25 protein-coding genes are annotated in these 26,989 nt (G+C 42.3%); 21 read left to right on the forward strand and 4 right to left on the reverse strand.

Going from position 1 to position 26,989, the window contains the following annotated elements; genetic code table 11:
- The first annotated feature begins 28 nt into the window (after positions 1 to 28).
- The 16 genes from BMZ06_RS06910 (at position 29) to BMZ06_RS06985 (ending at position 15,227) form a co-directional block, all read left to right on the forward strand.
- Positions 29 to 433, forward strand: a complete 405-nt coding sequence (locus BMZ06_RS06910; RefSeq protein ID WP_089751325.1) for a F0F1 ATP synthase subunit epsilon — start codon at positions 29 to 31, stop codon at positions 431 to 433.
- Positions 434 to 702: 269 nt separating this feature from the next.
- On the forward strand, positions 703 to 936 hold the full coding sequence (locus BMZ06_RS06915) for a DUF1146 family protein (protein ID WP_089751326.1): 234 nt from the start codon (positions 703 to 705) through the stop codon (positions 934 to 936).
- A 115-nt stretch (positions 937 to 1,051) separates the two neighbouring features.
- A complete protein-coding gene (locus BMZ06_RS06920) occupies positions 1,052 to 1,756 on the forward strand; it encodes a YwmB family TATA-box binding protein (protein ID WP_089751327.1) in 705 nt (234 codons plus the stop codon).
- Positions 1,757 to 1,790: 34 nt separating this feature from the next.
- Positions 1,791 to 3,101: a UDP-N-acetylglucosamine 1-carboxyvinyltransferase gene (murA, locus tag BMZ06_RS06925; protein ID WP_089751328.1), complete on the forward strand. Its 1,311-nt coding sequence runs from the start codon at positions 1,791 to 1,793 to the stop codon at positions 3,099 to 3,101.
- A 127-nt stretch (positions 3,102 to 3,228) separates the two neighbouring features.
- Positions 3,229 to 4,263, forward strand: a complete 1,035-nt coding sequence (gene spoIID, locus BMZ06_RS06930; protein WP_089751329.1) for a stage II sporulation protein D — start codon at positions 3,229 to 3,231, stop codon at positions 4,261 to 4,263.
- A gap of 225 nt (positions 4,264 to 4,488) precedes the next feature.
- A complete protein-coding gene (spoIIQ, locus tag BMZ06_RS06935; protein WP_245755965.1) occupies positions 4,489 to 5,361 on the forward strand; it encodes a stage II sporulation protein SpoIIQ in 873 nt (290 codons plus the stop codon).
- 269 nt (positions 5,362 to 5,630) lie between these two features.
- Complete coding sequence (spoIIID, locus tag BMZ06_RS06940; protein ID WP_014644812.1) at positions 5,631 to 5,912, forward strand: sporulation transcriptional regulator SpoIIID; 282 nt, start codon at positions 5,631 to 5,633, stop codon at positions 5,910 to 5,912.
- Positions 5,913 to 6,199: 287 nt separating this feature from the next.
- Entirely contained in the window at positions 6,200 to 7,198 is a 999-nt protein-coding gene (gene mreB, locus BMZ06_RS06945) for a rod shape-determining protein (protein ID WP_089751330.1), read from the forward strand.
- Between the two features lie 33 nt (positions 7,199 to 7,231).
- On the forward strand, positions 7,232 to 8,059 hold the full coding sequence (locus BMZ06_RS06950; protein WP_089751331.1) for a flagellar hook-basal body protein: 828 nt from the start codon (positions 7,232 to 7,234) through the stop codon (positions 8,057 to 8,059).
- A 14-nt stretch (positions 8,060 to 8,073) separates the two neighbouring features.
- Positions 8,074 to 8,898 carry a flagellar hook-basal body protein gene (locus BMZ06_RS06955; RefSeq protein WP_175477818.1) on the forward strand — a complete coding sequence of 275 codons (825 nt, stop codon included), beginning with the start codon at positions 8,074 to 8,076 and terminating at the stop codon, positions 8,896 to 8,898.
- Positions 8,899 to 8,918: 20 nt separating this feature from the next.
- Entirely contained in the window at positions 8,919 to 9,260 is a 342-nt protein-coding gene (locus BMZ06_RS06960; protein ID WP_089751332.1) for a DNA-directed RNA polymerase subunit beta, read from the forward strand.
- A 151-nt stretch (positions 9,261 to 9,411) separates the two neighbouring features.
- Positions 9,412 to 10,728, forward strand: a complete 1,317-nt coding sequence (locus tag BMZ06_RS06965) for an FAD-dependent oxidoreductase (protein WP_089751333.1) — start codon at positions 9,412 to 9,414, stop codon at positions 10,726 to 10,728.
- 15 nt (positions 10,729 to 10,743) lie between these two features.
- A complete protein-coding gene (locus BMZ06_RS06970) occupies positions 10,744 to 11,838 on the forward strand; it encodes a class I SAM-dependent methyltransferase (protein ID WP_089751334.1) in 1,095 nt (364 codons plus the stop codon).
- A gap of 953 nt (positions 11,839 to 12,791) precedes the next feature.
- The gene (gene fabZ / locus BMZ06_RS06975; RefSeq protein ID WP_089751335.1) at positions 12,792 to 13,214 is read left to right on the forward strand and encodes a 3-hydroxyacyl-ACP dehydratase FabZ; all 423 of its coding nucleotides are present in this window, start codon (positions 12,792 to 12,794) and stop codon (positions 13,212 to 13,214) included.
- Between the two features lie 167 nt (positions 13,215 to 13,381).
- Entirely contained in the window at positions 13,382 to 14,815 is a 1,434-nt protein-coding gene (locus tag BMZ06_RS06980) for an S-layer homology domain-containing protein (protein WP_245755966.1), read from the forward strand.
- Positions 14,816 to 14,927: 112 nt separating this feature from the next.
- The gene (locus BMZ06_RS06985; RefSeq protein ID WP_089751337.1) at positions 14,928 to 15,227 is read left to right on the forward strand and encodes a hypothetical protein; all 300 of its coding nucleotides are present in this window, start codon (positions 14,928 to 14,930) and stop codon (positions 15,225 to 15,227) included.
- A gap of 17 nt (positions 15,228 to 15,244) precedes the next feature.
- Here BMZ06_RS06985 and BMZ06_RS20355 read toward each other — a convergent pair whose 3' ends face one another.
- Positions 15,245 to 15,430, reverse strand: a complete 186-nt coding sequence (locus tag BMZ06_RS20355) for a hypothetical protein (protein WP_139205805.1) — start codon at positions 15,428 to 15,430, stop codon at positions 15,245 to 15,247.
- A gap of 322 nt (positions 15,431 to 15,752) precedes the next feature.
- On the opposite strand from BMZ06_RS20355, the gene BMZ06_RS06990 reads away from it, so the two are divergent.
- From BMZ06_RS06990 to BMZ06_RS07010, 5 genes are all read left to right on the forward strand, one after another.
- Positions 15,753 to 16,373 carry a hypothetical protein gene (locus BMZ06_RS06990; protein WP_089751338.1) on the forward strand — a complete coding sequence of 207 codons (621 nt, stop codon included), beginning with the start codon at positions 15,753 to 15,755 and terminating at the stop codon, positions 16,371 to 16,373.
- A 321-nt stretch (positions 16,374 to 16,694) separates the two neighbouring features.
- Complete coding sequence (locus BMZ06_RS06995) at positions 16,695 to 18,038, forward strand: efflux RND transporter periplasmic adaptor subunit (RefSeq protein WP_089751339.1); 1,344 nt, start codon at positions 16,695 to 16,697, stop codon at positions 18,036 to 18,038.
- Entirely contained in the window at positions 18,025 to 21,111 is a 3,087-nt protein-coding gene (locus BMZ06_RS07000) for an efflux RND transporter permease subunit (RefSeq protein WP_089751340.1), read from the forward strand. Before BMZ06_RS06995 ends, BMZ06_RS07000 begins: the two co-directional genes overlap by 14 nt.
- 187 nt (positions 21,112 to 21,298) lie before the next feature.
- Positions 21,299 to 22,642 (forward strand): copper amine oxidase, encoded by a 1,344-nt coding sequence (locus BMZ06_RS07005; protein ID WP_089751341.1) that lies wholly within the window; start codon positions 21,299 to 21,301, stop codon positions 22,640 to 22,642.
- A 106-nt stretch (positions 22,643 to 22,748) separates the two neighbouring features.
- Positions 22,749 to 23,735, forward strand: coding sequence for a class F sortase (locus tag BMZ06_RS07010; RefSeq protein WP_089751342.1), 987 nt, complete (start codon positions 22,749 to 22,751; stop codon positions 23,733 to 23,735).
- 123 nt (positions 23,736 to 23,858) lie between these two features.
- On the opposite strand, the gene BMZ06_RS07015 is transcribed toward BMZ06_RS07010, so the two are convergent.
- The 3 genes from BMZ06_RS07015 to BMZ06_RS07025 form a co-directional block, all read right to left on the reverse strand.
- Positions 23,859 to 24,215 carry a PilZ domain-containing protein gene (locus BMZ06_RS07015; RefSeq protein WP_089751343.1) on the reverse strand — a complete coding sequence of 119 codons (357 nt, stop codon included), beginning with the start codon at positions 24,213 to 24,215 and terminating at the stop codon, positions 23,859 to 23,861.
- 111 nt (positions 24,216 to 24,326) lie between these two features.
- A complete protein-coding gene (locus tag BMZ06_RS07020) occupies positions 24,327 to 26,051 on the reverse strand; it encodes an ABC transporter ATP-binding protein (RefSeq protein ID WP_089751344.1) in 1,725 nt (574 codons plus the stop codon).
- Complete coding sequence (locus BMZ06_RS07025) at positions 26,044 to 26,763, reverse strand: CBS domain-containing protein (protein WP_089751345.1); 720 nt, start codon at positions 26,761 to 26,763, stop codon at positions 26,044 to 26,046. The genes BMZ06_RS07020 and BMZ06_RS07025 overlap by 8 nt, the downstream gene beginning before the upstream one ends.
- Between the last annotated feature and the right edge of the window lie 226 nt (positions 26,764 to 26,989).

The following is a 26,989-nucleotide window of genomic DNA, read 5'->3' on the forward strand; positions in this document are numbered from 1 at the left end:
TTCACTTAACAGCCAAGGAGGAATGTATATGAGCACACTAACGGTGAGTGTCGTCACTCCTGATGGCCCGGTATTGGAAGAAGCATTTGAAATGGTTAGTTGTAAGGCGGAAAGTGGAGAGTTGGGAATATTACCCGGTCACATTCCTATGGTGGCACCACTTACAATCAGCGCCATACGCCTGAAAGGTGAGGGGAAATCGGATCGTATCGCAGTCAGCGGTGGCTTTTTAGAGGTGAGACCTGATAAAGTGACTATACTCGCTCAATCAGCTGAAAAGCCAACTGATATTGATATAGACCGTGCCCGAATGGCTAAAGAGCGTGCTGAAAGACGTCTCCAGGACAAACAAGCCGACATTGATTTCAAACGGGCTGAATTGGCCCTTAAGCGAGCCATTAATCGCTTAGATGTTTATGAGAATAACTTCTAAACTGCTTTCATATTGAGAGCAGTTTTTTTATTAAAGAAACCTGATAATAATCCTGGTGCTTATTTTCCAGCCATTATCAAAGGAGCAGCAAGGCGACTCGTATAATAATTAACCCGGCAGAAATATTTGTCATTATTGCCCGGGAAATGAGAGAGAAATATTTTCTTTGTCACCTTCTGTTTTATTTGGGTTTAACCAATTGGATGAAAAGGTATTTTTGTGTAGATGAATGATGTTCCTAAGAGTAGTGACGAAAGAGAGGGGATAGTATGGATCAATATTTTGCTGAAGAAGCCATTCTTAGTATGACCTCGCACATTATCTTCATTATCATAACGTGGAGAGTCCTTCAGTCGGTCAATTTCGATGCGTTTTTCAAGAAACATCGTGTCTTTGAAGCAAGAGTTTTAATCATATTTATTACCATTGCTATCGGAACAACGGTCAGCCGATTTTTTCTTGATTTTATTGCATGGTCTAATAGTCTGGTCTACTTATTTTAACGGAAATCAATGAAACTATTATTAACTGAATAGTTTGTCTGAAAATGTCCAGTATGATTGTTGTCTTCTCCGGTCAGACTTATAGTAAGTCTATGCTCGGGGAGGCATCATAAAAATGAAAAGTTTACTAGCAGGGATTACGGTATTGATTATGGTATGTACAGGTGCTTATTCACAGGAACTGACTGCGGAGACACCTATTGAAAATTTTGCAGCATTTGCTGAGAATGAGCAGCTGGATGTCAAAGAATGGTCGATCACCCTCAAAGAGACGATATCGAGAACAGATTCATTATTATTGAAAGAAAAGATTTCCGAATTCTATCAAACTGCTGAAGTATCTTATGAGGATCAAGAGAACTCAAATAAAATCATTCTGAAAGACGGTCTTATTAATAGAGAATTTGACGAAAGTTATAATATTATTCTGCCAAAAAATAAAGATGAAAATGTGGAATTGGTTTACTATATAGCTGGTAAGGGTACAATTTCCTTGACACCAGAAGTAAAAGATCGGATACGAGAAACTAAGAAACGTTATTTCACGAAAAACGTACTAATTTTCTCTTGTCTTAAAGCGGAAACTAGTGGTATTATAGATGATGTTTTAGTGTATAAAAAATTCAAACAAAGATTCGACATTAAACCATTAGATCAAGTTGCAGAAAAAGATTGGACTAGCAGCTCCGGATATACGGAAAAATGGGGACAAGCAATCCCGACAGCCAGTGGAAAGATGAATGTTCAGTTCGCTACAAGAACTTTGGGCGGGCGGACAAACATCACTATTGGCACACCCATTATTACTGCTGAATATTAATAATAATGAATATGGACGCGGAGGAGAATGAAATTTGGAAAAAATCATCGTCCGTGGTGGGAGGCAGCTGAATGGCACTGTAAAAGCAGAAGGCGCCAAGAATGCCGTACTGCCTGTCATCGCAGCAAGTATAATTGCCAGTGAAGGAAAAAGTGTTTTACACGAAGTCCCTGCTTTAGCAGATGTTACGACTATCAATGAAGTGATTCGACATATGAATGCGGATGTTAAAGTAGATGGGAACACAGTTACCGTAGATGCTTCTGGAGATCTTGAAACAGAAGCACCAATTGAATACGTGAGGAAAATGCGAGCTTCTGTCCTCGTGTTGGGACCACTTTTGGCCCGGTATGGCCATGCTAAGGTTGCCCTGCCTGGTGGTTGTGCGATTGGATCACGTCCTATTGACCAGCACTTAAAAGGCTTTGAAGCTATGGGTGCCGAAGTTACTGTAGGAAATGGCTACATTGAGGCAGAAGTCAAAGGTCGTTTGCAGGGGGCCAAGGTTTACTTTGATGTTCCAAGTGTAGGAGCTACAGAAAACGTTATGATGGCTGCTGCTCTAGCTGAAGGAACAACCATCCTTGAAAACTGTGCGAAAGAACCGGAAATTGTAGATTTAGCCAATTATCTCAATAAAATGGGCGGCAAGGTTATTGGAGCTGGTACTGAGACCATTCGTATCGAAGGAGTCGACAAGCTTATAGGAGCGACTCATACCATTATCCCTGACCGCGTAGAAGCTGGAACATTTATGGTTGCAGCTGCTATTACTGGAGGTAATGTATTAGTTAAAGGTGCCATGCGTGAACACCTTCGTTCTGTTATTTCAAAAATGGAAGAAATGGGCGTTACCATTAAAGAGGAAGATGATGGACTTCGAGTTATTGGTCCTGAACAACTGAAGGCCACAGACATTAAAACAATGCCGCATCCAGGTTTTCCTACTGATATGCAGTCTCAAATGATGGCCTTAATGTTAAACGCCAAAGGCACAAGCGTGATTACGGAAACCGTATTCGAAAATCGTTTCATGCATGTGGAAGAATTCCGTCGGATGAATGCTCATCTCAAGATTGAAGGCCGCAACGTTATTGTAGAGGGTCCTTCATCTTTACAAGGAGCAGAAGTAGCCGCGACTGATTTACGAGCGGGAGCAGCTCTTATTCTGGCTGGTCTTGTTGCCGATGGTTATACTCGCGTAACAGAACTTAAGCATCTGGACCGTGGATATGTTGATTTCTCTGACAAACTTGCGGGACTCGGCGCTGATATAGAAAGAGTTAACGAACAAGAATCTTATTCTGAAGAACAAGAAGCTAACGAATCTTTATCGACCTTATAATGTATATATCCTTATAGCTTGGCTGTTTCATTATTTTTTGAAACAGCCAAGCTTTTTTTGTTCTATCATCCTTGATTCAGGGATACATTTTAGTAGAGAGATCTACAATGTAATCAGGAGGGTGAGAATGAAAAGAAAAAATTGGATGGCATTCTTCATAACAGGTGGCCTGTTCGGGGCTATACTTATACTACCTACTCTAATTGTGGTTCCTTTTACAGGTTCCAGCGCTTCACATGAAGTCCAGGAGACTCCAAATCCTATTGAAAAAGCCGCTGATTCATCAAAAGACCTCTCTCCGATAGCGGTTAGAGTCGAACGAAGCCAATCAGGGAAGATAGAAGAAGTTCCACTGGAAACATATGTCGCAAGGGTGGTTGCATCTGAGATGCCTGCTGAGTTTGAACTGGAAGCATTAAAAGCGCAGGCGTTAGCAGCACGAACTTATATAACTAGACACTTGCTTGAAGATGAGGCTGTATCGCAGGAAGCTGATGTGACGGACACCGTTAATCATCAGGTGTATAAGAACGATGAAGAACTGAGAGCTCAGTGGCATGATCAATATACGAGCAATATGGAGAAAATTAACACAGCTGTGAACGAGACAGCAGGAGAAATAATCACTTATAATCAGGAGCCGATTACGGCCGCTTTCTTTTCAACGAGCAATGGATACACTGAAAATGCTGAAGACTACTGGGAGAATGAGATTCCTTATTTAAAAAGTGTGGAAAGCCCCTGGGATCAACAATCACCTAAATTCGCAGATCAGAAAATTATTCCGATTTCTCAAGTACAAACAGCCCTTGGCATAAATTTTAAAGGGAATGTACAGAACATGACCATGACAAAGACAGAGGGAAATCGTGTGGATAAGGTACAGGTTGGGGACCAGACCTTCTCAGGGCGACAGATAAGGGAAACCTTCGAGCTGCCTTCAAGTGATTTTTCTATGCAGCAAAAAGGGGACCACGTCATTTTTACGACGAAGGGGTACGGCCATGGTGTAGGAATGAGCCAATATGGAGCAAATGGAATGGCTAAGAGCGGCAGCAGTTATAAAGACATAGTGACTCATTATTATCACGATACAGAAGTATCTTCTATCAATAAACAGACGGCATTGTTAACCTCTAAAAATGATAAACCAGTCAACTGATGGAATATGATAAAGACAGGACCTGAAGCTAAGGGTCCTGCTTTTATTTCGTAAGATCGGCGGTTTACAATTTGGACAAACAAGTTCGTTCAATATGATCTTTGTTTATATCTTGAAAGAGTAAATACTTTTAAGAAAAAATTTCCTCTTCATGTATATAATTCCTCAGAAGTGTTCAGAATGATTTTTGAGGTGATGAACATGAGAGAGGAAGGAAAGAAAAGCGTGACTAAATTAAAGTTTAAACGCTTAATGCGCAAGAAATGGTTGTATCCAGCACTGTATTTGTCAGTAGCAGCATTAGTTCTAGTAGGGGTTTTCTGGTATCAGCAAAGTGGTAAGGAAGTAGAAAACCAGTTAGCTAATCAATCAGAAACGGAAGTCCAGGATGAATTTAATACTCAGGATTCCGGAGAGGCTTCAGTTCCAGTCATGGAGCAAAACGAAAACTTACAAATGCCAGTCGTTGATGAAGAAGCCGCGTCTATCGTTACGAAGTTCTATGATTACAATGCGTCTCAGGAAGATCAAGAAAGTGCACTGGTCCTATACAACAATAAGTACTATCAGAGTGAAGGCGTCGATATAACAAGAGAAGATGGAGAAGCTTTTGAAGTAACAGCAGCTCTATCAGGAACAGTCACAGAAGTAAAAGAAGATCCGCTTTATGGCAATGTCATTGAAATTACACATGATGAAGACGTATCAACTGTCTATGCTAGTCTAGCTGACATTAAAGTCCAAGCTGGTTCTGAAGTTACTCAAGGTGATGTGCTTGGTTCTGCTGGACAGAACTCCTTCGGCCAGGCAAGTGGCGTGCACGTTCATTTCGAATTGCGAAATGAAGGACAGCCTGTTAACCCGGAAAGCTTTTTCGGACAACCTTCCAGTAAGATCAGCGAAGAAGTGAAAGAAGAAGCAGAGACTGAGAAAGAAGCAGAAGTACCTTCTGCCGAAGACTCCACAGAAGAACCAGAAGTATCTGATGAGCCAAACGATGAGGAACTAAATACGGATGAGGATCCTGCAGATAACACAGAAGGGGAACAAACTCCTGATGAGGATAGTGCATCATCCATTTCTACAACTCAAACCTAAATGAGGGGCCAGCCCCCTCATTTTTTTTATGCTTCATCATAAACTAGCAGAAAGCATTTTCATAAAAAACTCCTGTAAAGCAAGCTCCATCCTTATCCCTGTGGCATAACTCACCTTTTTTAATAATACAATGAGGATAACCGAGCACTCGGTAACGTCCAGGGTGGAACACCATGACTTACACCTAGAGTACCCCCCTCATACTAACAGCATAAGCGCTTTCCTTTGAAACCACCCCCTTGGATAGACAATCACAGGAGGCGAGTGGAGTGCATGATTACATCAAAGAAAGGACCATCAGGATTGGAGAGCACCTCATTGAAACTAAAAAAACGGTCAGAGTGATCGCCAAGGAATTTGGCGTTTCTAAAAGTACGGTCCATAAAGATCTTACAGAAAGACTCCCGGAAGTGAATCCGGAGCTTGCGAAAGAAGTAAAAAAAATACTAGATTATCATAAGGAGATCAGACATCTCCGTGGAGGAGAAGCAACTCGAAGAAAGTATAAAGCTCAACTGCTTGAAGAAGGACCTGTGCAGCCTCTTGCCTGACTTCCCTTGTCATCCTCCCTATAGAAAAATCCCCTGTGTATAAGGTGATTTTTTCATCCCTAATGCGACGATTGTCATAATTTTATGATAGAATATAGAATTAGATGTGTACTACTGTACACAGGCAATGAACGCTATTTTTTAAGAGATGTAAAATTTCAAAGCGCAGGTTGAATGCCCAAAAACATGGTTGAATACTATGGACCTCTCACTTAACCGGAAGGGTTATGGCAATTTTTTGTGTGTTTACGGGCATGGATGCTTTCAATAGGGAGGATCTACAGGACATGTTTGCAAGAGATATCGGGATAGACCTTGGTACAGCTAACGTGCTCATTCATGTTAAGGGTAAAGGGATCGTATTAAATCAACCAACCGTAGTTGCGATGGACCGGAATACTGGAAAAGTACTGGAAGTAGGAGAAGATGCTCAGCGGATGGTGGGACGCACGCCTGAGAATATTGAAGCTATCCGTCCATTGAAGGATGGCGTTATTGCAGACTTCGATGTAACAGAAGCTATGCTCAAGTACTTTATCCAAAAAACAAATGTTCGAAGCTTTCTATCCAGACCACGGATGCTGATCTGCTGTCCAACGAATATAACCAAAGTGGAACAGCAGGCAATAAAGCAAGCAGCTGAAAAAGCAGGCGGTAAGAAAGTTTTATTAGAAGAAGAACCCAAAGTGGCTGCGATAGGTGCAGGCATGGATATCTACCAGCCATATGGAAATATGATTGTAGATATTGGGGGAGGAACGACTGATATAGCGGTTCTTTCGATGGGGGAAATTGTTACAGCTTCGTCGATCAAAATAGCAGGAAATCGATTGGACCAGGAAATACTACAATATATTAAGAAAGAATACCAATTATTAATTGGTGAACGGACCGCTGAGAATATAAAAATTAATGTGGGTACTGTATTTCCAGCGACTCGGACAGAAGTAGTTGATATTCGGGGCCGTGATATGATTACTGGTCTCCCCCGCACGATTTCGGTTAACTCTGAAGAAATAGAGAAGGCACTTCGCGAACCTGTTCAGGTTATCGTTAAAACGGCTAGGGAAGTATTGGAGCGGACGCCTCCAGAGCTCTCTGCTGATCTTATTGACCGCGGGGTTATCCTGACGGGTGGAGGTGCTCTTCTTCACGGTGTGGATCAGCTTCTGTCAGAAGAATTGAAAGTCCCTGTGCTGATTGCGGACTCTCCGATGGATTGTGTAGCAGCTGGAACAGGAATCCTACTGGAAAACATGGATAAACACAGCAAAGTAGTCTTATAGCTTTCGTTAATTTTTAATAAAGGAGCGATCACCTTGTTAAGAGGATTCTACACAGCCGCCTCAGGAATGCTTGCTAATCAACGTATGCAGGAAACATTATCGAATAATATGTCCAACGTGAATACACCAGGATATAAAGCTGATCAGGGTACGATGCGTGCTTTTCCAGAATTGCTGATTGAACAAATGGGAAGCCGCAAATCGCCTGGTTTTACAAGTAGCAGAAATATTCCTGTTCAGCACCCTGTCGGATCCCTTAACACAGGTGTTTATATGCAGGAGGCTGTGCCAGCTTTCACTCAAGGTGATTTGAGAGAAACGGGGGTTGGTACGGATTTAGCTCTCCTTCAAAGAAACGTGCCCGACGAGTCGGGCTCTGTTTTTTTTGATGTTCAAAACGAGGCAGGAGAACCGCGCTACACGAGAAATGGTAATTTCACCGTAGACGGAGAAGGGTTCTTAACTACTAATCAAGGGAACTATGTATTGGATCAGTCCGGAAATCCGATCGAAACGAACGGGATGGAATTTGACGTCTCTGAGGAAGGTATAATCACTGTAGATGGACAAGCTATCCCTTTAGGTCTATCTTATAGTCCGGCAGCGGAAGAGATGGTGAAAGAAGGCGAAGGTTTATACAGGCTAGGAGAAGACGGTACTCAGCTCATAGATGTGCGGGAAGATGAGACACTCGAAGTTGATGTAAAGCAGAACTTTCTTGAAAGCTCCAACGTAAACAGTGCCCTTACAATGACGGAAATGATGAATACATACCGATCTTTTGAAATGAATCAAAGAGTACTTAAAGCTTACGACCAAAGTATGCAGAAAACAGTCACTGAGATTGCCAGGCTGCGATAAGGAGTTGGGGACTATTGATTAACCGTTCGATGATTCAAGCCTCTGTTACAATGGGGCAGCTGCAGAGTAAGCTTGATTTAATAGGGAATAATCTAGCTAATGTGAATACGACTGGCTACAAAAGTCGTCAGGCCGACTTTTCTTCATTGTTATATCAGCAAATCGACAATTTATCCTCCGAACCAGCTCCCAGAAGCCGTCAGACACCTGATGGAGTAAGAATAGGGTCAGGGGCAAGTCTTGGTCATACAAATGTTGACCTTAGCCAGGGAAGCCTTCAGAATACAGGTAGAGAACTGGACATTGCCTTGTTGGAGAAGAGCCATTTATTTCAATTACAAATTCCTACAGAAGCGGGCTTAGAGACACAGTACTCCCGAGCAGGGAATTTTTATTTAAATCCGGTAAACGACAATGAAGTAATGCTTACAGACGCGGAAGGTTATCCTGTACTAGGAGAAGCGGCAGATCCTATTGTTCTTGAAAATGGATTTACGGAATTGAAAATCAATGAAGAAGGTTCAGTGGTGGTAACACGCGACGGTCAGTCATCCTTTGAAGGGCAGCTTGAGGTAGTGGAAGCAGTAAGACCAAGAATGCTTGAGGCGGTAGGCGGCAACCGTTTTAAAGTTCCTAGTGGTATGGAAGGAACAGGAATAACCTCAGAAGTTCCTCAAAATGAAACACGAATACAGAACCAGACACTTGAATCTTCCAACGTTGATACTTCCAAGCAAATGACGGATATGCTTAATGCTCAGCGATCTTACCAATTTAATGCAAAATCGATTTCCACGGGTGATCAGATGATGGGTCTGATCAATCAGCTCAGATCATAAACGTAAGGAGTTTAACGACCATGGCAACAGATCCTAATACAAATGACAAAAAACATAAACGCGAGCAGGATAGACAGAAGAAACGAAAAGCTTTAGACGAAGCGACTAAACAAGATCATACAAAAAAACAAGGGTATTGGCAGAAGCTTAAAAAGACTTTCAATGAAAAGACGGGACATAAAAGCCGTATCCGTGTTCTTCCTATTTGGTTGCGTATTATCATTGTTCTGGTCTTAAGCATCGTGGCTTTGTTTATTGGGTTAATGGTCGGGTACGGAGTGATCGGAGACGGAAAACCTATGGATGCTCTCAGCTGGGACACTTGGCAGCACATATGGGATATTGTTACAAAAACTGAATAGCATGAACAATTTTACGCGGGTCTTAAAGACTCGCGTTTTTTTATGTCCAAGGTAGGAAGGAAATGTCTGGCACATCCACTTGTTTCTGAAACCGTTTTTTAGGGAATAAATCTTAAATCTAATCATTTACTTAGTGGGGAGGACGCAAGCTTTGAGAACCGACGTGTTTATCGCTGGTGGAGGTGTTGGAGGTTTAACACTGGCAGCTAAACTGGCCAGTCGCGGCGTTCATGTCACGATTGCTGAACAGCTGACGAAGGAGTCACCTGTATATAAAGGAGAACTGCTGCAGCCTAAAACCATTGCGATATTGGAAAGACTTGGAGTTATTGATGAAATTGAAGGATGCGGTCACGTGATTGACCAACTTAGATTTCAGGAAATTCACCGCCATGAAGGGAAATCCCCTGAAGAGATTAATTTAACGGAACTGAATTATAGCCGAGTGGCCAGTAAATATGACCACGCTTTAATGGTGCCTCACGAGAGAACGAAGTCCATAATACGGGAAAAGGGACAAACCTTCGGAGAACATTTTCACTATTTAGGCGGCGCTCGGTTTTTAGGGTTTGAAAAAGGAATGGCAAAGGTGAAGCAGAAAAAGGAGACTTTCTATGTAGAAGCCAAGGTATATATCGGCGCAGAAGGGCGCAGTTCCCCTACTCGAAAAGCTATGAATGCTGATGTAAAGCGTAAAGACTACAACCACCATTTTCTAACAGTTACAATGCCTAGACCAGCATCTTACACCAAAGGAAAAATTATAACCACAGCCGACCGCTTTCTAGGCTTGTTTCCTCTCCCTGACAATGAAGTGAGAACCGTTTATCTGATAAAGGCTGGAGAATACAAGAGCATTAAAGAAAAGGGGCTAGAGTACCTCTACCAAGCCTACAGCGAACTTGAACCAGAGTTGTCAGAAGGAGTGCGTACCATTGACGATTGGAAAAAAGTTCAGCTCATGATTCCCTATACCTATCACGTGGATAAGTATTATTCTGGAAACCTTGCCATTATAGGTGACGCTGCTCATACCGTCCATCCTATGGCTGGAGAGGGGATGAACCTGGCTGTACAGGATGCAGATGTCCTTGGAGAACTGCTGGCATGGTGTAAAGAAAATAATAAAAATTATCATGAGTATTTACATTACTATGAAGATGTAAGGAAACCTCGTGTTTCTTCCCTTCTTCATTTAAGTCACCTGTCAGCACTCGTCTATTCTTTCCGTTTCGAATGGTGGAGAAAAATTCGTATGAGGGCTGTCCAGCGTATTTACGATGATGACCAGCTTCACGTGAAACAAATGCTCAATATATCCGGATTGGGAGCGTGGAATTTCAACTTACTGGATCGGGCCATCCAGGGAAGTGTTCTTCCGGCACGCAGTAAAAAGATCAAAGATAAGACGCAGTGGAAATACTTATTTTCAGAATCAGAAGACTATCCATGGGAAAAAGAGAACTAGGAAAGGATGAATCATATGAATGAATGGGTAACGGCTATGCAGGCTAGAAAGTGGATGAAAAAGAATGAATCGTTTCTGCCAAGCTGGCATGCTTATGTGGGATCTGAGTTAGGACTGTTTGATGAATTCAAATCAGCGAGGACAGTAGAAGCGGTAAGTGAAAAAACAGGGTACTCTTATGATTTATTATCTTCCTGGGTTAAAGTAGGAGTCGCAGTTAAGCATTTGAAGAAGCGTCCAAATGAACGTTACCGTACGTCAAAAAGAAGATGCTCTACTCTTATGGGGCAGGAGCAGTCTCCAGGTGTAAAAGCATTGCTGAAAGAGATGATGGAGCTTCATATTCCTACAATGCTGAAATACCCCACTATACTAAAGTCTCATGAACGCGCCCTTTTTGACCATGAGCGGCATGGGGAAGTTGTGGCCGAAACTTCAGCCCTGCTTGAACACTTTGCGATTAAAAAGATTAAGAAGATGATACGTGCAAGAAATGTGGACACCATTGTGGACCTTGGCTGCGGGCACGGCGGTTACTTACGAAAGTTAGCCGAAGAATTCCCTGATGTCCGGATGGTTGGGGTAGATTTGAATCAAAAGGTCATCGATCGTGCACGCGTACTATCTGACGATTTCTCTAATATAAAATTTGAAGTAGGAGATATAAATGAATGGGAGCCGGAAGATGGAACGAAAGTGGACGTTGTACTGCTTCACAATATCTTTCATTATGTTCACCCGGATTCGCGCCCTGATCTTCTAGAGCAAATGTATAGTTATGTGGAACCTCAAGGAGTCGTTTCTGTTATCACTCCTATTAACGAAACCGAGCATGGGGAAGCTTTTTCTTCTGCTTTTAACAGCTTCTTTGTAGCTCACTCGAATCTTTTTGCACTGCCTGATAAGAAAGAGTTAAAAGAGGTTACAGCTCATTCTAATTTTGATATGTACGATTTAGATCCGATTGTTAAAGAGGGTTCCTGGTACACTTTCTGGATGAGTCCATCTTCTCCAGTGAAAGAATGGAAACAAACTCAGGAGATGAACGACCAAGAACGTTCGTTTTCTTCCAAGCAGGAAGATAACAAGGAATTAACTCGCTCGTCATAAAAATAAACCGCTGTGACCACTTCAGTCACAGCGGTTTATTTTATGACATGTTTTAGTGCAATCTAATAAACAATGGTGAATTATAAGAGAAGCGTTCTTGCACAAACAGGCCGGTTACTGTAAGACTCAGTTTCGAGATATCTTGGGTCCTTTGCTAAAAGTTTGATGAGGGGGCTACGGAAACAACTCGTCTTGTTCCATCACCCAGACACTCGAGCCATAAGCCGCTCATCAACGGATTGAAAAACCGCCATCCTTGTGATGGTCGGCTTATGCTGGTCGTGTCTATCGGGGTGATTACACATTTGAACACTTTCCTACGGGGGAACTGGCAAGTCTCCTCAGTCGCTTCACTCCCTGTGGGGTCTCGCCTAGCTCCTTCTCTCGTGGGAGTCTCGTCGTTTCCTTCGCCACCCAGCCAATATCGGATAATACGGCCCCTTTTATAAGAGAAGTAAGTGTCCTGAATCATCTTTAAATACTTATATAGCAGGTTTTATCTATTTGAATATGTTAGAAATTTAACTTCGCTCCCTGGTTAATGATCTTCATTTAGCAGGCATCTTCGAAGAGGATTTCGAGTTCCCTATTTCGCAAGGTCCGGAGGGGGACGATGAAGACTCCTGTGGGATGAACATGATCGGTGAGATCCCGCAGGGCTGTTAAGTCCGAGGATAGCTCACCTCAGAAGAGGTTCGACTAAGAACGCCACGTCCTGTGGCAACGTCGAACGACCCTGCGTCGTGCAGGGCCGGAAAGCGAAATTGTCCCCCGGAGGACCATCCACTCAACTAATGTCTCGAAACTGAGTCTTCAAGTAACGGGAGCTTATATGCAACAATCATTATTAAGAATGTATAGAACCTGTTTTGACGGGATGTATTAATTATCTTTTGTCGAGAGGGCGATCCATCTATATAATAAGGGTAGAATGAACAAAAGGAGCTGCATGTATGTTAGATATCCAAGATATTAAAGAAATTATTCCACACAGGTATCCGTTTCTCCTAATTGATCAAGTTGAAGAAATCGTAGAAGGGGAACGTGCTGTTGGGTACAAAAATGTAACGATGAACGAACCGTTTTTTCAAGGGCACTTTCCAGATTACCCGGTGATGCCAGGGGTGTTAATTACAGAAGCCTTAGCTCAAATGGGTGCGGTAGCTATGCTTAAAAAGGAAGAAAACCAGGGAAAACTGGCTTTTTTTACAGGAATTGATAAGTGCCGCTTTAAGCGCCAGGTAAAACCAGGCGATCGACTAAAACTTGAAGTGGACATTGTAAGATTGAAAGGACCAATGGGGAAAGGAAAAGCAAAAGCAACTGTAGATGGTGAAGTAGCTTGTGAGGCTGAAATTATGTTTGCTTTGAAATAATTTAAATGACTCGGATCTTAAGGTCCGGGTCATTTTTTGTGGGGTTTAAAGGTAAAAAATGGTATAATTCTAGCATTGAAAGAATAAATCTATGAATCTAGCAGAAGGAGTGGCTCCGCATTAGAAATTATCTTAAAGCCTTTGTAGTCTTGGTTTTCCTGGTCGCTGTGAACATTTTTCTCATTCCAAGTGTACACGCAGAAGCGCAAATTGCAGATAAATGCAGCTTCGATCAGTCAGAGGGCGTGAACCCTGAACAGCAAACCATCAATTGCCTTTTAACAGAGGCGGCAGTTAAGTATGATGTACCTCCTGAAATTGTTAAAGCTGTTGCTGAAAAAGAAAGCGCCTGGAAACAGTATGAAGACAACAAGCCGCTTATTTCCGAAGATGGCGGAATTGGGATCATGCAGGTGACGCAGAAAAGTAACTATGATGATTCACGCTTAAAGCAGGATATCGTTTATAATATTGAAGCTGGTGTCGAGATCTTAAACCAAATGTATGATCGAAACGATCTGCCATCCATCAATAAAAGTGAAGGATCTGTTAACGCATACCAAAGAAATTATATAGAAAACTGGTATTTCGCTGTAATGGCCTATAATGGTATTAAACCAGTGAATAGTCCTGTACTCCAGGAGAATGGTGACGAGAATAAAGAAGCTTATCAAGAAGAAGTGTTTGAGATCATCGAAAGAAACATGGACCGCGAACTTGGGAAATTAGATTTTTCAAGGGATGATTTTGATTATGATCCTTCAAAAAAAGATAACATAAGGTTTGTAACTTTGGATTATCGTTTCCTGGAGCCATTTACTTCTTCCAACTACTTTTATAAAAAGGGGCAGACCGTTGGAGCCGTTCAAGAGGTTAACTTGCGCTCGCAACCTACTACTTCCAACGTGAACGTAATAGGGAAAGTGAAAGAGGGAGAACACCTGACGATTGAAAGCTCCTACACGTATGAAAAAAGTCCAGACAGTTTAAATCCATTTGTCTGGTATAAAGTCGAAAAAGAGAACGGAACCAAGGGCTATGTAGCATCAAATTATTTAAGAAACAAATTTAAAGATGTTCCTGCTGGTCATTATGCTGAGGAAAATATCGATCAATTATACGATATGAATATACTCAGAGGTCACAGTGAAGATAAATTCGGGATGAAAGAGAATTTAATTCGTATTCATGCTGCTATGCTTTTTGTACGTGCTGAGAATCTTTCATTGACCGATCGTCCGGACCCTGGTTTTGTGGATGTATCACCTGAGAACCGTTATTTTGATACTGTATCTGCGGTAGCTGATGAAGGTATTTTTAACGGAGACGAGAAAGGATACTTTCATATAGAAGATGATTTGAAGCGGAGTGAAATGGCTGTCCTGTTGCAGAATGTCTATAATTTTGAGGAATCGTCGAAAGAGCATCCGTTTGTGGATGTAAAAGATAACATATGGTATGACGAATCAGTAAATCGTCTGTATCATGCAGGGATAACTTCTGGAGTAAGTGCCGACCAGTACGGCCCATCAGAAACGGTGACAAGAGAGCAATTTGCTGCCTTTTTGATTCGATCCATTGAATATCAGAAGAAGAATTAAAGCTTCAACTATTAACTCCGGCTTCGGCCGGAATTTTTTTTGGTAAAAATGGATGAGTTTTACCATTGCGGACATACTAGTGGTCGTAATCATTAAAAAAGGAGGAATACAAATGAAGTCTCTATCAATTAAGTTACTAATTGCTATGCTGATGGTTTCCCTTCTAGGTGCCTGTGGTACGGATGAAGAACCAATGGGTAAAGAAGAGAATGACACAGAACAGAACATGAATCAGGAAGAGAACAAAGAAGAAGATCAAATGAATGAAGACGGTATGAATGAGGACGACAAAGAAAATATGGATCAAGAAGATATGACGGATGGGGAAAATGATGCTACGGAAGAAGATATGACCAACGAAGATACCATGGAGAATGACATGACAGAAAACGAAAATGAAGAGAATCAATAATGAAAAAGCCGCTAATTTTAGCGGCTTTTATGATGGCTGTTAGAGGATAAGAAAACGGAAATAATAACCATACATATGCCGCCCACGGTTAGAAAGGGAACAAAAAAATGAAAAGCCGACAGAAAGTCTAGTAAAAACAATCCAATACCAATTAGAAAAGAAATAAAGCCGCTGACCGCCAGCGTTTTTGCCGTCTTATTCAATAGATCCCCTGCTTTCTAAAAGAAATACATGCAGATGTCTTTTTGTATATCATGATGTGGGTGGTCTATTGGTGTACCATAAGTGAGCTTGTCTAAGTCTTTATCTACATATTGAACGGACGCTTACATGTTATATCGGTGAAGAAAATGAAATATAAACAATTTTCCGGACTCTTTAAAACTAAGTCCGACTATTTGAAATTGATTGGAAAATCCGTTTCGCTTATGTAGAATAGAGGTAAGATACACATTAATAAATACTTTATAATTTTACGTTTCTTGGTTTTATTGGTGTGGAATAAGCGAATAGAGGTGATTATTAATGAAATACAGAACGGTAAGCGATTTAAAGGACTTACTTTTAGAAGACTTTGAAAGTGTAGTCAACAAAATTCCACAAGAAAAACTGGACGTTTACCTCTATCTTCATAGAGAGTTCCAGAATACTTACGTACCGGAGGATAGTTTATATCAATTTATCTTTCGTTATTTTTTCCGATTAGACAATCCCAGCTTAACGAATGAGTTCGAAACATCCTACTTTAAGTTGATGGAAGAACAGAGAAACGAGGAAAGACCAAACATTGTACAAATTACAAAGAGCTTGTACGAGATTAAGAACCACAAAGGCAACCCGACCATGCAGTTCCCATTAGCGGCTTCCATGCTGCATGCGATCAATCCTCAATTCCCAACATACGATAGTGATATAGTGAAAGCATTCGACTTTTCTTCAACTTATCACTTGTCCGGTTTTGAGAAGAAGATGAAGCGTTACATGAAACAATATCAACATGCTTACAAAACTTATAATGAATTAATTGATGATGAAGCTATGGAGCCCATGTTCAGGCACTTTGATGAACGTTTTCGCGATTATAATCTTCCAAAGGTCAAAAAGTTGGACTTAATGACAGCACAACTCGGAAATATTATTCAATAAAAATAACCGGATCCGGCCCAGGGTCCGGCTTTTTTTATGAGTACTTTTTTAAATTCTCAATTTAATCTATTTTCCAGAAAAAGTGACACAATATTGTCATTTTAGAGTGTTTTATACAAGTTGCATTACAATCCGTACTTTAGTAACATTATTCATAATTATGACTACTTGGTCAGAATGAAATTGAACGTGAGTGAAGGAATGGAAGTTGTTCTCGAGGAGACACTACGGAAATGAAAAGGTTACATAATCGCCCTCGTACACTATTTTTTTTGGATTGTTAAATGAGCTGCTTAGATATAGAAGGAGAGGAAGTCTTACATGAAAAGAATAGCCGTGCTGATATTTCTATTAATTTTTCTGGCCGCCTGTTCAAACGACAACACGGAAGAAGAAACAGAGGAAAGAGTAACACCGGTAGAAGTTGAACAAGTCCAGACAGAGGATTTTGTCATAAATCGCGAAATAATTGGACGAACTACAACTTCTGATACGACCCCCGTTATTTCTGAAACCCCAGGAGAGCTGGTTACGCTGAACGTTTCCAAGGGAGATCGGATTGAAGAAGGACAGCAAATCGGTGTGGTGGATCCTGGTGATGGTGAAAGTCAGGTTGAACTGCAGCAAATCGCAGTGCGCCAAGCAGAAAAACAGCTCGAAAATGCTCAGATTTCTAAAGAGCAGGCGGAAAGCGGCCTTGAAAATGCGCAAGATCAGCTAGAATTAGCTGAAGAGGCGGAAGATGCTCAAGAAAGTCAAAATGAGCAGTCCCAAGAGATGGCTAAGCAGCAATACGAGCAAGCCCAGGGACTTGCAGATCAAACGAAATCACTTTTTGAAGAAGGAATCATTCCTGAGGTTCTATATCAGCAGGCTCAAAGCAGGGCTGATCAGGCCCAGGCTCAGCTTAAGCAGCTGCAGGGAGGAGCGCAGCAATCTTCAGGTGTAGCTCAAGCTGAGGCGCAGGTAGATCAGGCTCGTCAGCAGCTGGAACAAGCGAGGATTGCTGTCGATCAGGCTGAACTGCAGGTAGAGCAGGCGAATGTACAGCTGAACCAAACGCAGGATCAAACCTCAAACAAAATTATTAAAGCCCCGGCTACTGGTGAGATTGCTTCCCTTGAAGCAACGGAAGGCGCACTCGTAACGAATCAGCAGCCCTTTGCTACCATTGTAGGGTTGAACCCTATGACAGTAACAGCTTCGATTACAGCTGAGCAGCTTTCTCTATTCAACAATGGAGATGAACTGGAAGTGGAAATTAGTACGTTGGATGAGAAGGTAACTTCTACTGTAGAATCCGTGTCTTCTATTCCTGACGATACGGGTCTTTATCCTGTTGAAGCAGCGGTTGAAAATGGCGAAGAGAATATCAAACCAGGCATGATGGCTACTTTTTTACTGCCTGAAACGGTAGTGGAAAACAGTTTGGTTGTACCAACGGATGCCGTAATGGAAGAAGGTAATCAATCTTACATTTACCACGTAGAAGATGAGAAAGCTGTACGTGTAGATGTGGAAGTAGTAGAAGCTCAAACCGAACGCACAGCCATTAATGCTGAACTTCCTGAAGATGCTCAAGTTATCACCACAGGGCAGCTGACCCTGACCGATGGTGGAAAAGTGACAATCATGGAGGAGGACGAACAGAGTGAAGCTAGTTAATCTGTCTGTCAAGCGACCTGTCGGGGTTATCATGATTGTCGCAGCTATTCTTGCTTTAGGATTTGTTTCTTTACGAAGCCTGACGATTGATCTCTATCCGGAAATTGACCTGCCCATTGCTGTAGTTTCTACTTCCTATGAAGGAGCAGCACCGCAAGAGGTAGAAGAACTGGTCAGCCGGCCCGTCGAATCATCCGTAAGTTCGATTGAAGGTCTTGAAGTGCTCCAGTCCCAATCGCAGGCTGGGGCTTCACTCGTTCTTTTGCAATTTAATACGGGAGTAGATTTGGATAGTACCTTGCTTGAGGTGAGGGAAAACGTAGACCAGGCGCGGGCTGCCCTTCCAGATGGAGCGGGAGAACCTAGTGTTCTGCGCTTTGATCCACAGCAGCTCCCGATCATGACGGTTGGATTATCAGGTGATGATCCTGAAGAATTACAGCAAGTGGCTGAGAACAGGCTTGTTCCTTTCCTGGAAAGGCAGGAAGGTGTGGCATCTGTAAGTATTGAAGGCGGCAAGGTACGAGAAGCACAAGTATTGGTGGATCGTGCTCAGATGGCTCATTACGGGCTTGATTCCCAAACCATTGTCCAAACATTGAATGCGTCCAACCAGTCAGCCTCTGCAGGGGCTGTAGATAAAGGACAAAAAGACCTGCAGATCAGAATCGATGGGGAATTCGAGTCGATTGAAGATGTCCGCAGTACGATTCTACAATCTCCATCCGGCGCGCAGGTAACGCTGGATCAAATAGCAGAAGTGGAAGAAAAACTCACCAATTCCAATACAGTCGCGAAAGTAAATGGTTCTTCTTCGGTTGTACTCTCGGTTCTTAAGAAAACCGATGCGAATACCGTAGAAGCAGCTGATAACGTTCGAGAGGCACTTGAGGAAGGAAGTGTAGATCTTCCGGAAAATGTAAGTTCGGAAATTGTGCTGGATACCTCTGAATTTATAAAGATTTCAATTAACAGTGTCGTGCTTAACATTATTCTCGGCGGCATTTTCTCTATTCTTGTTTTACTATTGTTCCTGAAAAGTATCAGGGCCACTCTTGTAATTGGTATCTCCATACCAATTGCGATTATTTCAACGTTTACCCTTATGTATTTTACAGGGGAAACATTAAATGTGTTAACGATGGGTGGACTTGCTTTAGGCATAGGGATGATGGTGGATAGTTCCATCGTCATACTAGAAAATATCGTCAGCTACCGGCAGCGGGGTTACTCGATGGTGGAAGCAGCTAAAGAGGGAGCTTCTGAACTGGCTCCAGCAGTAGTGGCTTCAGCTACTACAACGCTTGTCGTATTTTTACCAATTATATTTGTTGAAGGGATTGCTTCCGAGCTATTTACACCTTTAGCGTTGACTATTATGTTTGCTTTAATTGCATCGCTGGCTGTATCGGTAACCTTAATCCCTATGCTTTCCTCAAAATTGTTAACGAAATCATTGAAAGATAGCGGACGGCGTTACTGGTTTGATCGATTCCTTGATAAAGTAAATGATAAATATCGCTCTTTACTGCGAAGGGTATTAAAATTTAGAAAGACAACTATAGCCATTACTGTGGCTTTAATAGCAGGAAGTGCGGCTTTAGTACCTCTAATTGGAACAGAATTCATACCTCCTTCTGATCAGGGTCAAATTGAAGTGAGTGTGGAAATGCCGGCCGGCACGTCTATTGAAGATACAGAAGAGTTTACAAACCAAATTGATTCACGAATTGAAGAATTCGGAGACGTTATTGATGTCAGCTACTTATCTGTTGGTGGAGGCGGCATGGGGAGCGTTGGGAATGGCTCCTCTGATCAGGCTTCTTACACTATACAACTGGTGGATCCAGATCAACGGGAAAGGACCACACAGCGAGTAATGGAACAGCTGGATGAATCTCTGAGCGGCCTGGCTGGTGCTGAAGTTCAAGTTAGTGAATTGAATGCAGGACTGGGCACAGGAGCCCCGCTTCAAGTACAGCTGAATGGTGATGACTTTGAAGTCCTTTCCCAGTTAGCCAATCAGGTTTCTTATGTTATGAATCAAGTCGAGGGCGTGAGCAATGCTACTTCTTCTACGGAGGAAGGGCGTCCGGAAATGCGAATTAATGTAAACCGGGAAAAAGCGGCGCAGTATGGTCTTTCATACCAGCAGGTGATTGGACAGACTCAGCTTGCGTTTAATGGTCAAATTGCTACCCGATATCGCCAGGGCGGCGACGAACTTGATGTCCGGTTGATTTTACCGGAAGATGAGAGACAGACGATTTCTGACTTGGAAGGAATGACGGTACAAACGCCTAATGGAGGACTTGTTCCGCTGGCATCTATTGCTGAACTTGAACAAGTCCAAGGTCCTGTTACGCTGCTTCGCCAGGACCAGCAGCCGCAAGTCAATGTGGAATCGGAAGTCGCGGGACGGGACCTGGGAAGCGTGACAGAGGATGTTCGAGAAGAATTGGAGAGCCTGAACATGCCTGATGGCTATTCCTTTGAAATTGGAGGACAGGCACAGGACATGCAGGAAGCCTTTGGGGATCTTTCCTTAGCGTTAATCTTCTCGCTCTTCCTGGTCTACGCCGTAATGGCCATTCAATTTGAAAACTTCCTGTTTCCGTTCATCATTATGTTCTCCTTGCCTGCAACTCTAATCGGTATAACCGGCGGTCTGTTTATTACGAATTTACCGTTCAGTCTGCCAGCGTTTGTAGGAATTATTATGCTCGCAGGTATTGTGGTCAACAACGCCATTGTCCTTGTGGACTATATTAATATTCTGCGAAGGAAATCTTACGATCGTTATGAAGCTATTCTTGAAGCTGGACCGAGCCGCCTGCGTCCTATCCTTATGACGACGCTGACAACGGTCCTTGGAATGGTGCCCCTGGCCATAGGGATCGGCCGCGGTGCGGAAGCTCAGCAGCCGCTAGCCGTTACAATTATCTTTGGTTTAACGGTGTCCAGTTTCTTTACACTTATCTTAATACCGGTGGTTTATACGTACCTTGACGATTTATCCAATAAGATCACCGGAAAGTTTCGTAAAAACAAAACAGAAGAAACAACAGAATAAGACTTCTATTTATTGCCACCTCAGGTCATCCATAATTTGGATGACCTGAGGTGTTTTTTATTTAAAAGAAATTAATAAAAGAAATTAATAAAAAAAGTGATCCAATTGATTTTAGTAGACGATAGCTATGTGAAAAGCAAATCACTCAACGGAAAAAAATAAAAAAATCAAAAGGAGAGATGAGAGCATGAAATCATTAAAGAAGATTTTGATCATTATGATGGCGATACTGCTATTAGCACCATCCGCAGCATTGGCTGATAACCACGGGGACACGAAGGCGACAGTTAAAACCCCTGCCGCGGATCTAAGAGCGGATTTGGACAAGCTGTTATCTGAACACTTTGTACTGGCTACTACGTTTATGATGAAATCCTATGAGGACGCTGAAGATGCCGAGCAGGTTTGGAATAAGCTCGATCAAAATGCGCAGGATATGACACCGGCGATCGCTTCTGTGTACGGGGAAGAAGCAGCGGCACAGTTCGAGGATATTTTCAGAGGACATAATGATTACTCAGATGATTTTGTGAAAGCGGCAAAGAATGATGACCCGGAAGCTCGTAAAGCGGCTGAACAGGAAGTAGAAGAATTTGTGAATGAATTTGGAGCATTTTTATCAAAAGCAACAGAAGGAAACCTGTCTGAAGAAGCAGCCCAAAAAGTACTTGCTGCACATGAAGAGGACGTAATTAACGTTTTTGACCACTATGTAAATGAAGAATATCAAAAGGCTTACCAATCATTCCGCGAAGGATTCCATCGCATGTTTGATATTAGTAAAGCCCTGTCCACAGCTATTACGACCCAAATGCCGGACAAATTCGAACATACAAAAGCCGATGCTAAGGCAGCAGATCTTCGTTCGAACTTGAACGCACTGGCATCTGAGCACTTTGCATTGGCCACCCTTGAAATGCAAAAAGGATTCAATCAATCTCCTGATTATGATTTTGTAACCTGGGCAGAAAATGAACATACGAAAGACTTTACAGCAACAATTGAGTCTCTTTATGGAGAAGAAGGGGCAGAGCAATTTGAGAAAGTTTGGCAGCAGGATCATATTACAGCTCAGTCTGATATAGTAACAGCAACTTTGGAAAGCAATGAAGAAGCACGTATGGATGCAGAAGAAAGCTTGAAAATGTTTGCAGAAGATTTCGGGACTTTCTTAGCTGCCGCAACGGAAGGCAATCTTCCTCAACAAGCCGCAACTGAAGCGGTATGGACCCATGAAGAAGATGTTCTTGAAACGTTTGATCACTATGCAGCGGAGGATTATGAAGCTGCTTACAACAGCTTCCGCGAGGGATATGGTTTTATGTTTGGTATCGGTGAAACTCTTGGAGATGCGATAGCTAAACAAATGCCAGATCAGTTCGCTAACGATCAAATGCCCGAAGAAATGCCTGATACAGGAATGGGCGGTATGAGTGGAGCAGGTTCACTATCTGCATGGGCCTGGGCAGCATTTGGAATTCTTGCTCTTCTCTCAGGAGGAGTGCTTTATAGAAAGAAATCTAATCAATAAATTCGCTTCACAAGATCCGGTTCGTTAGACTTAAGAAGAGAGGAAGCACCTCTCTTCTTAATTGTTTTAAAGAATAATAACCAATAAACGAAAAAGGTGATGGGTTATGGAGATGAAGTGGAAGATTTACTTTACAGTCGTGGGAATAGTAGCCCTCCTCATGGTGGGGTATGAAACGAATGTATGGGCGAATCTGACCAGTTCGGAGTCGGAAACTCAAGTAAAGAGAATAGAAAATCCAGAGGTCGACGCTTCAGATATTACGCCTCCCGAGGAAAAGCTGAAGGAACAGGTAGCTGGCGGAGAATTCACCGTAATTAATAAAAATAAAGATATGAATTCATCTGAAGTGGTGAAAGAAGAAAAACAGAAAGAAACCGGAATTGTTCCTGCCAATATTCAAATCCCTGCTATTGATGTTAATTCTGACATTGAATCGGTTGGCGTACTTGATAATGGACAAATGGGCGTGCCCGAAGATCCAGATAAAGCGGGGTGGTTTGAACCTGGTACGGAGCCTGGGAATACAGGAAATTCAGTTATTGCCGGGCACGTGGACAGTCGTACAGGTCCTGCGGTTTTCTATGACTTGGATAAGCTTGAAAAAGGGGATGAAATTACAGTCACGGATCAAAACGGCGAAAAGAAAACATACGTCGTTCAGAAATTGGAAAGTTATCCAGAGAAAGAGTCCCCAATCGGCCGGATTTTTGGTCCCACTGATGAAAAAAGGCTGAACCTTATCACTTGTACGGGGGAGTTCGTTAGGTATCAAGGAGGCCACCAGGATCGTCTGGTCGTGTATTCGACCCTGAAAGAGGCTGAAAAGGAAAAGTCGGATATTAAAGCTCCTACGAATATCGAAGTTAACGGAAGCCTTGTTACATGGTACGCCGTTCGTAAAGATTATGTAGCGGGCTATAGAGTATATAGAAGTAAGGATGGAGAGGAATTTGAGAAAGTTGCCAGCATCTCGAATCATGAAAGAAAAGCGTATTCAGATCCCGAAGCTGCTCAATATAAGTATTATGTAACAACGGTCGCTTTAGAAGGAAATGAATCAGAACCATCCAAAACAGTTTCCTTCAAGTAAAAGGCCATCCCATCACCTAATACCCATACACCAAAAATTACCACCTCGGGTCATCCAATATTTGGATGACCTGAGGTGGCGTGTTTATATTCAAAAAAGCCTCCCAATGTGGGAGGCTTTACATTATATAGAGTTTTTACTTTTGTTCAGGGAGTCACCTAAGCGGTAAATTTCATTGCGGAGAGTTTCAGGGAACATAAACACGTTAACCCCGCAAGTCATTGTACCATTGTCTGAACTGATCCAGATGATTCGTCCTTCTGCTGAGTACGTTTCTTTATGATAAATAAACGAAAGAAGAACCTCATCTTTCATAGATAGATCCGGGTTCTCATCACAAGAGAAGCGCAGGCCGTTCAAGCTGATGTCCTTCACTTGCAGTGGGCCGGAAATATTCGGGCTTAATTTTTTATTATAAAACCCTGGCAGTGGTTCATTAAATGAGTAGCGGAATGGTTCAATTCTACGTTCATCTGCCATAACCAACCCCCTTTACATAAGTGTAGTTAATCTAATGATATACTTCCTGAAGGAGCGGTACAACATTAAACTCTCTACAGATAAGAAAATTCAATAAATATTTAAATTTTCTTAAGAAATGATTTGTTGATCCACAAGCTGCCGGTAGAGAACATTTTGTTCATAAAGCTCTTTGTGGGTCCCTTGACCAGTCACCTGTCCTTTTTCAAATACAAGCATGTGATCCGCTTCAACCACTGTAGACAACCGGTGCGCAATGATAAATGTAGTGCGGCCATGCATAAGGGCCCTGAGAGCTGTCTGCACAGCAGCTTCTGATTCTGAGTCAAGGTTCGAGGTCGCTTCATCTAATAGCAGGATGGCAGGATTGCGCAGTAAAGCTCGAGCAATGGCTATACGCTGCCTCTGGCCTCCAGAGAGTTTAATTCCACGTTCACCCACCCTAGTTTCTAATTGTTCCGGTAATACTTGGACAAATTCATAAGCATTAGCCTGGTGCAGGGCATATTCAATTTCTGAATGTGTTACGCTCCGGTCAAGACCATAGCACACATTGTCACGGATAGACCCTGCCATAATTGGACTTTCCTGTGAAACGTAACCAATGGACTGCCGCCACTCAGCAAGATTAATCGATTGGATGGGCGTTTCCCCCATTCTGATTTCACCTGAGACGGGGGTATAGAAACGTTCGATTAAAGAAAATACAGTAGTCTTTCCGGCCCCGCTCGGACCAACAAGTGCAACCGTTTCTCCAGGCTGAACCGTAAAATTCAAATCATGTAAAACCATCTGGTTTTCATCATAGCAAAAGGAAACTTGGTGGAACTGTAGCGGTTTCATCGCAAACTTGCCGGGCTGGGTATTGAATTCTGCCGGCGTTTTTAAAAGAGCCTGAATTCGCTCAGTAGCTCCCATAGCCTTTTGAAAAGCGGTCATGAACGTAGCCATCTGGCTGAAGGGAACAATAATTTGAAACATATAGATGATAATGGCTACAAGAGAGCCCGCACTCAAATCACCAGAAGCGACACGGACACCTCCATATCCTATAAGTATGACGAGGACGACCATAATAATTGTCGTCATAAATGGAGAAATGACGGACTGAATTCGGGCTTCTTTTAAGCCGTAAGTAAAAAGACGGTGAATTCCTCCCCGTCCCTTAGCCTTTTCTGCGTTTTCAGCATTAGATGATTTTACGAGTCTGATTTCACTTAGAACTCGACCCAGGTTTGCACTGAAGTCGGCCATTTCATCCTGCATTTTTTTAGATACACGGTACATCATGCGTCCTAGTGGTAGGATGATAAGAAAAGAAAGGGGAACAGCGGCAAGCATGATGACCGTCATTCTCCAATCAATGGTTAACAGAATAACCACAGCTCCAATAATGGAGATGATTCCTGTAAAAAAAGTAACCAGATGATTGGTAATTAAATTTTTAACAGTATTGGTATCCTGCGTGATCCGGCTCATCGTTTCACCGGATTCGTGCTCATCAAAATAAGCTACCGGCAGATGGAGAACTCTTTCCCACAACTGTCTTCTTATGTATGAAACAATATGTTCACCAATATAGGCAAGCAAGTAATATGAAAAGCCGCTGGAAACTGTTTGAATCACAAAGGTTATGACAAGAAAGGTAATAAGTCCGGTGCTCAAAGAACCTGTAGACAACCCGTCTACTAAATTCCTGGTGAATAATGGAACCACCAGGCTCGCTGCTGTTTCAAAAAGGCTGAGGACAATGGCCAGGGTAAGAATCCATTTAGAAGGAATCCCACCCTTAATAAACCTGAAGAACTCCCGAACAGTCGTTTTTTCTTCACTCATCCTCATTCCTCCGATCCACCTTTATTAAGTCCCAGGTGGTGACGATTCCTAAAGGAGCGTCATTGGCTTTCCCGGATTCAGTGAGAATCACAGCTTTTAATTTACGTTCCTCTTCCAGACTTCTTTCAAATCGTTCCTCTAATTCATACACCGTTCCGTGAGAGGATAAAAATTCTATACTTGGGTTTAACCCATCTTGAAGGACATCTCTGGCTGTAATGTCCGTCAAATTCACAAGGTTATGGTCCACTGTACGGGCAATCCAGCGAACGATTCCATCATTCGTTAGCAAACCAAGGAACTCATTGTCCGTGCTATAGATAGGAAATTGCGAAACCCCCTGCTGATCAAAAGCGGTCATAATTTCGGTCAATAAGCTTGTGTCTTTAAAGAAAATGACCGGATGCGTTGCAAATTCAAGCGCTTCAGGAGGTTGATCAAGCGTTTGTTTAATATGCTCCAAGCTCTCGACTACTTCCAAATGAGGGGTGGCAATATAATAATCATCACGTATTCTCTCATGGACAAGTGCATTTCGAAGTTTTGCATATTGTTTTAAAAGATCAAAGTGGACACGGATCACACTGTGCTTCAACTTGCTTCGCTGTAATAATTCAACGAAGTTATCATTTTTCGGGTACCCATTAAACTCCTTAAGGTGCTGGTGGATTTGATTAAAGGCTACCTCGAAACGTTCAACGAGATCGTTCATAGCAATCACCTGTTATTTTTTATTTATCTTTATTATATCTGATTGAACAAAGTCTCACACATCAAAACAAGGATCTTTCGATATAAAAAACTAAAATAAATGACTTCCCAGCCGATGAATATAATAGGAATGGATTACATAAGTATTTTGGATAACTATTGTGTTATAAGATACAAAAGAATGAGTTATAATGTTCAAGAATAGGTCTACTTACTGATTTTTGTGC

Source organism: Halobacillus alkaliphilus, assembly GCF_900113125.1.
GTDB classification, from domain to species: Bacteria; Bacillota; Bacilli; order Bacillales; family Halobacillaceae; genus Halobacillus; species Halobacillus alkaliphilus.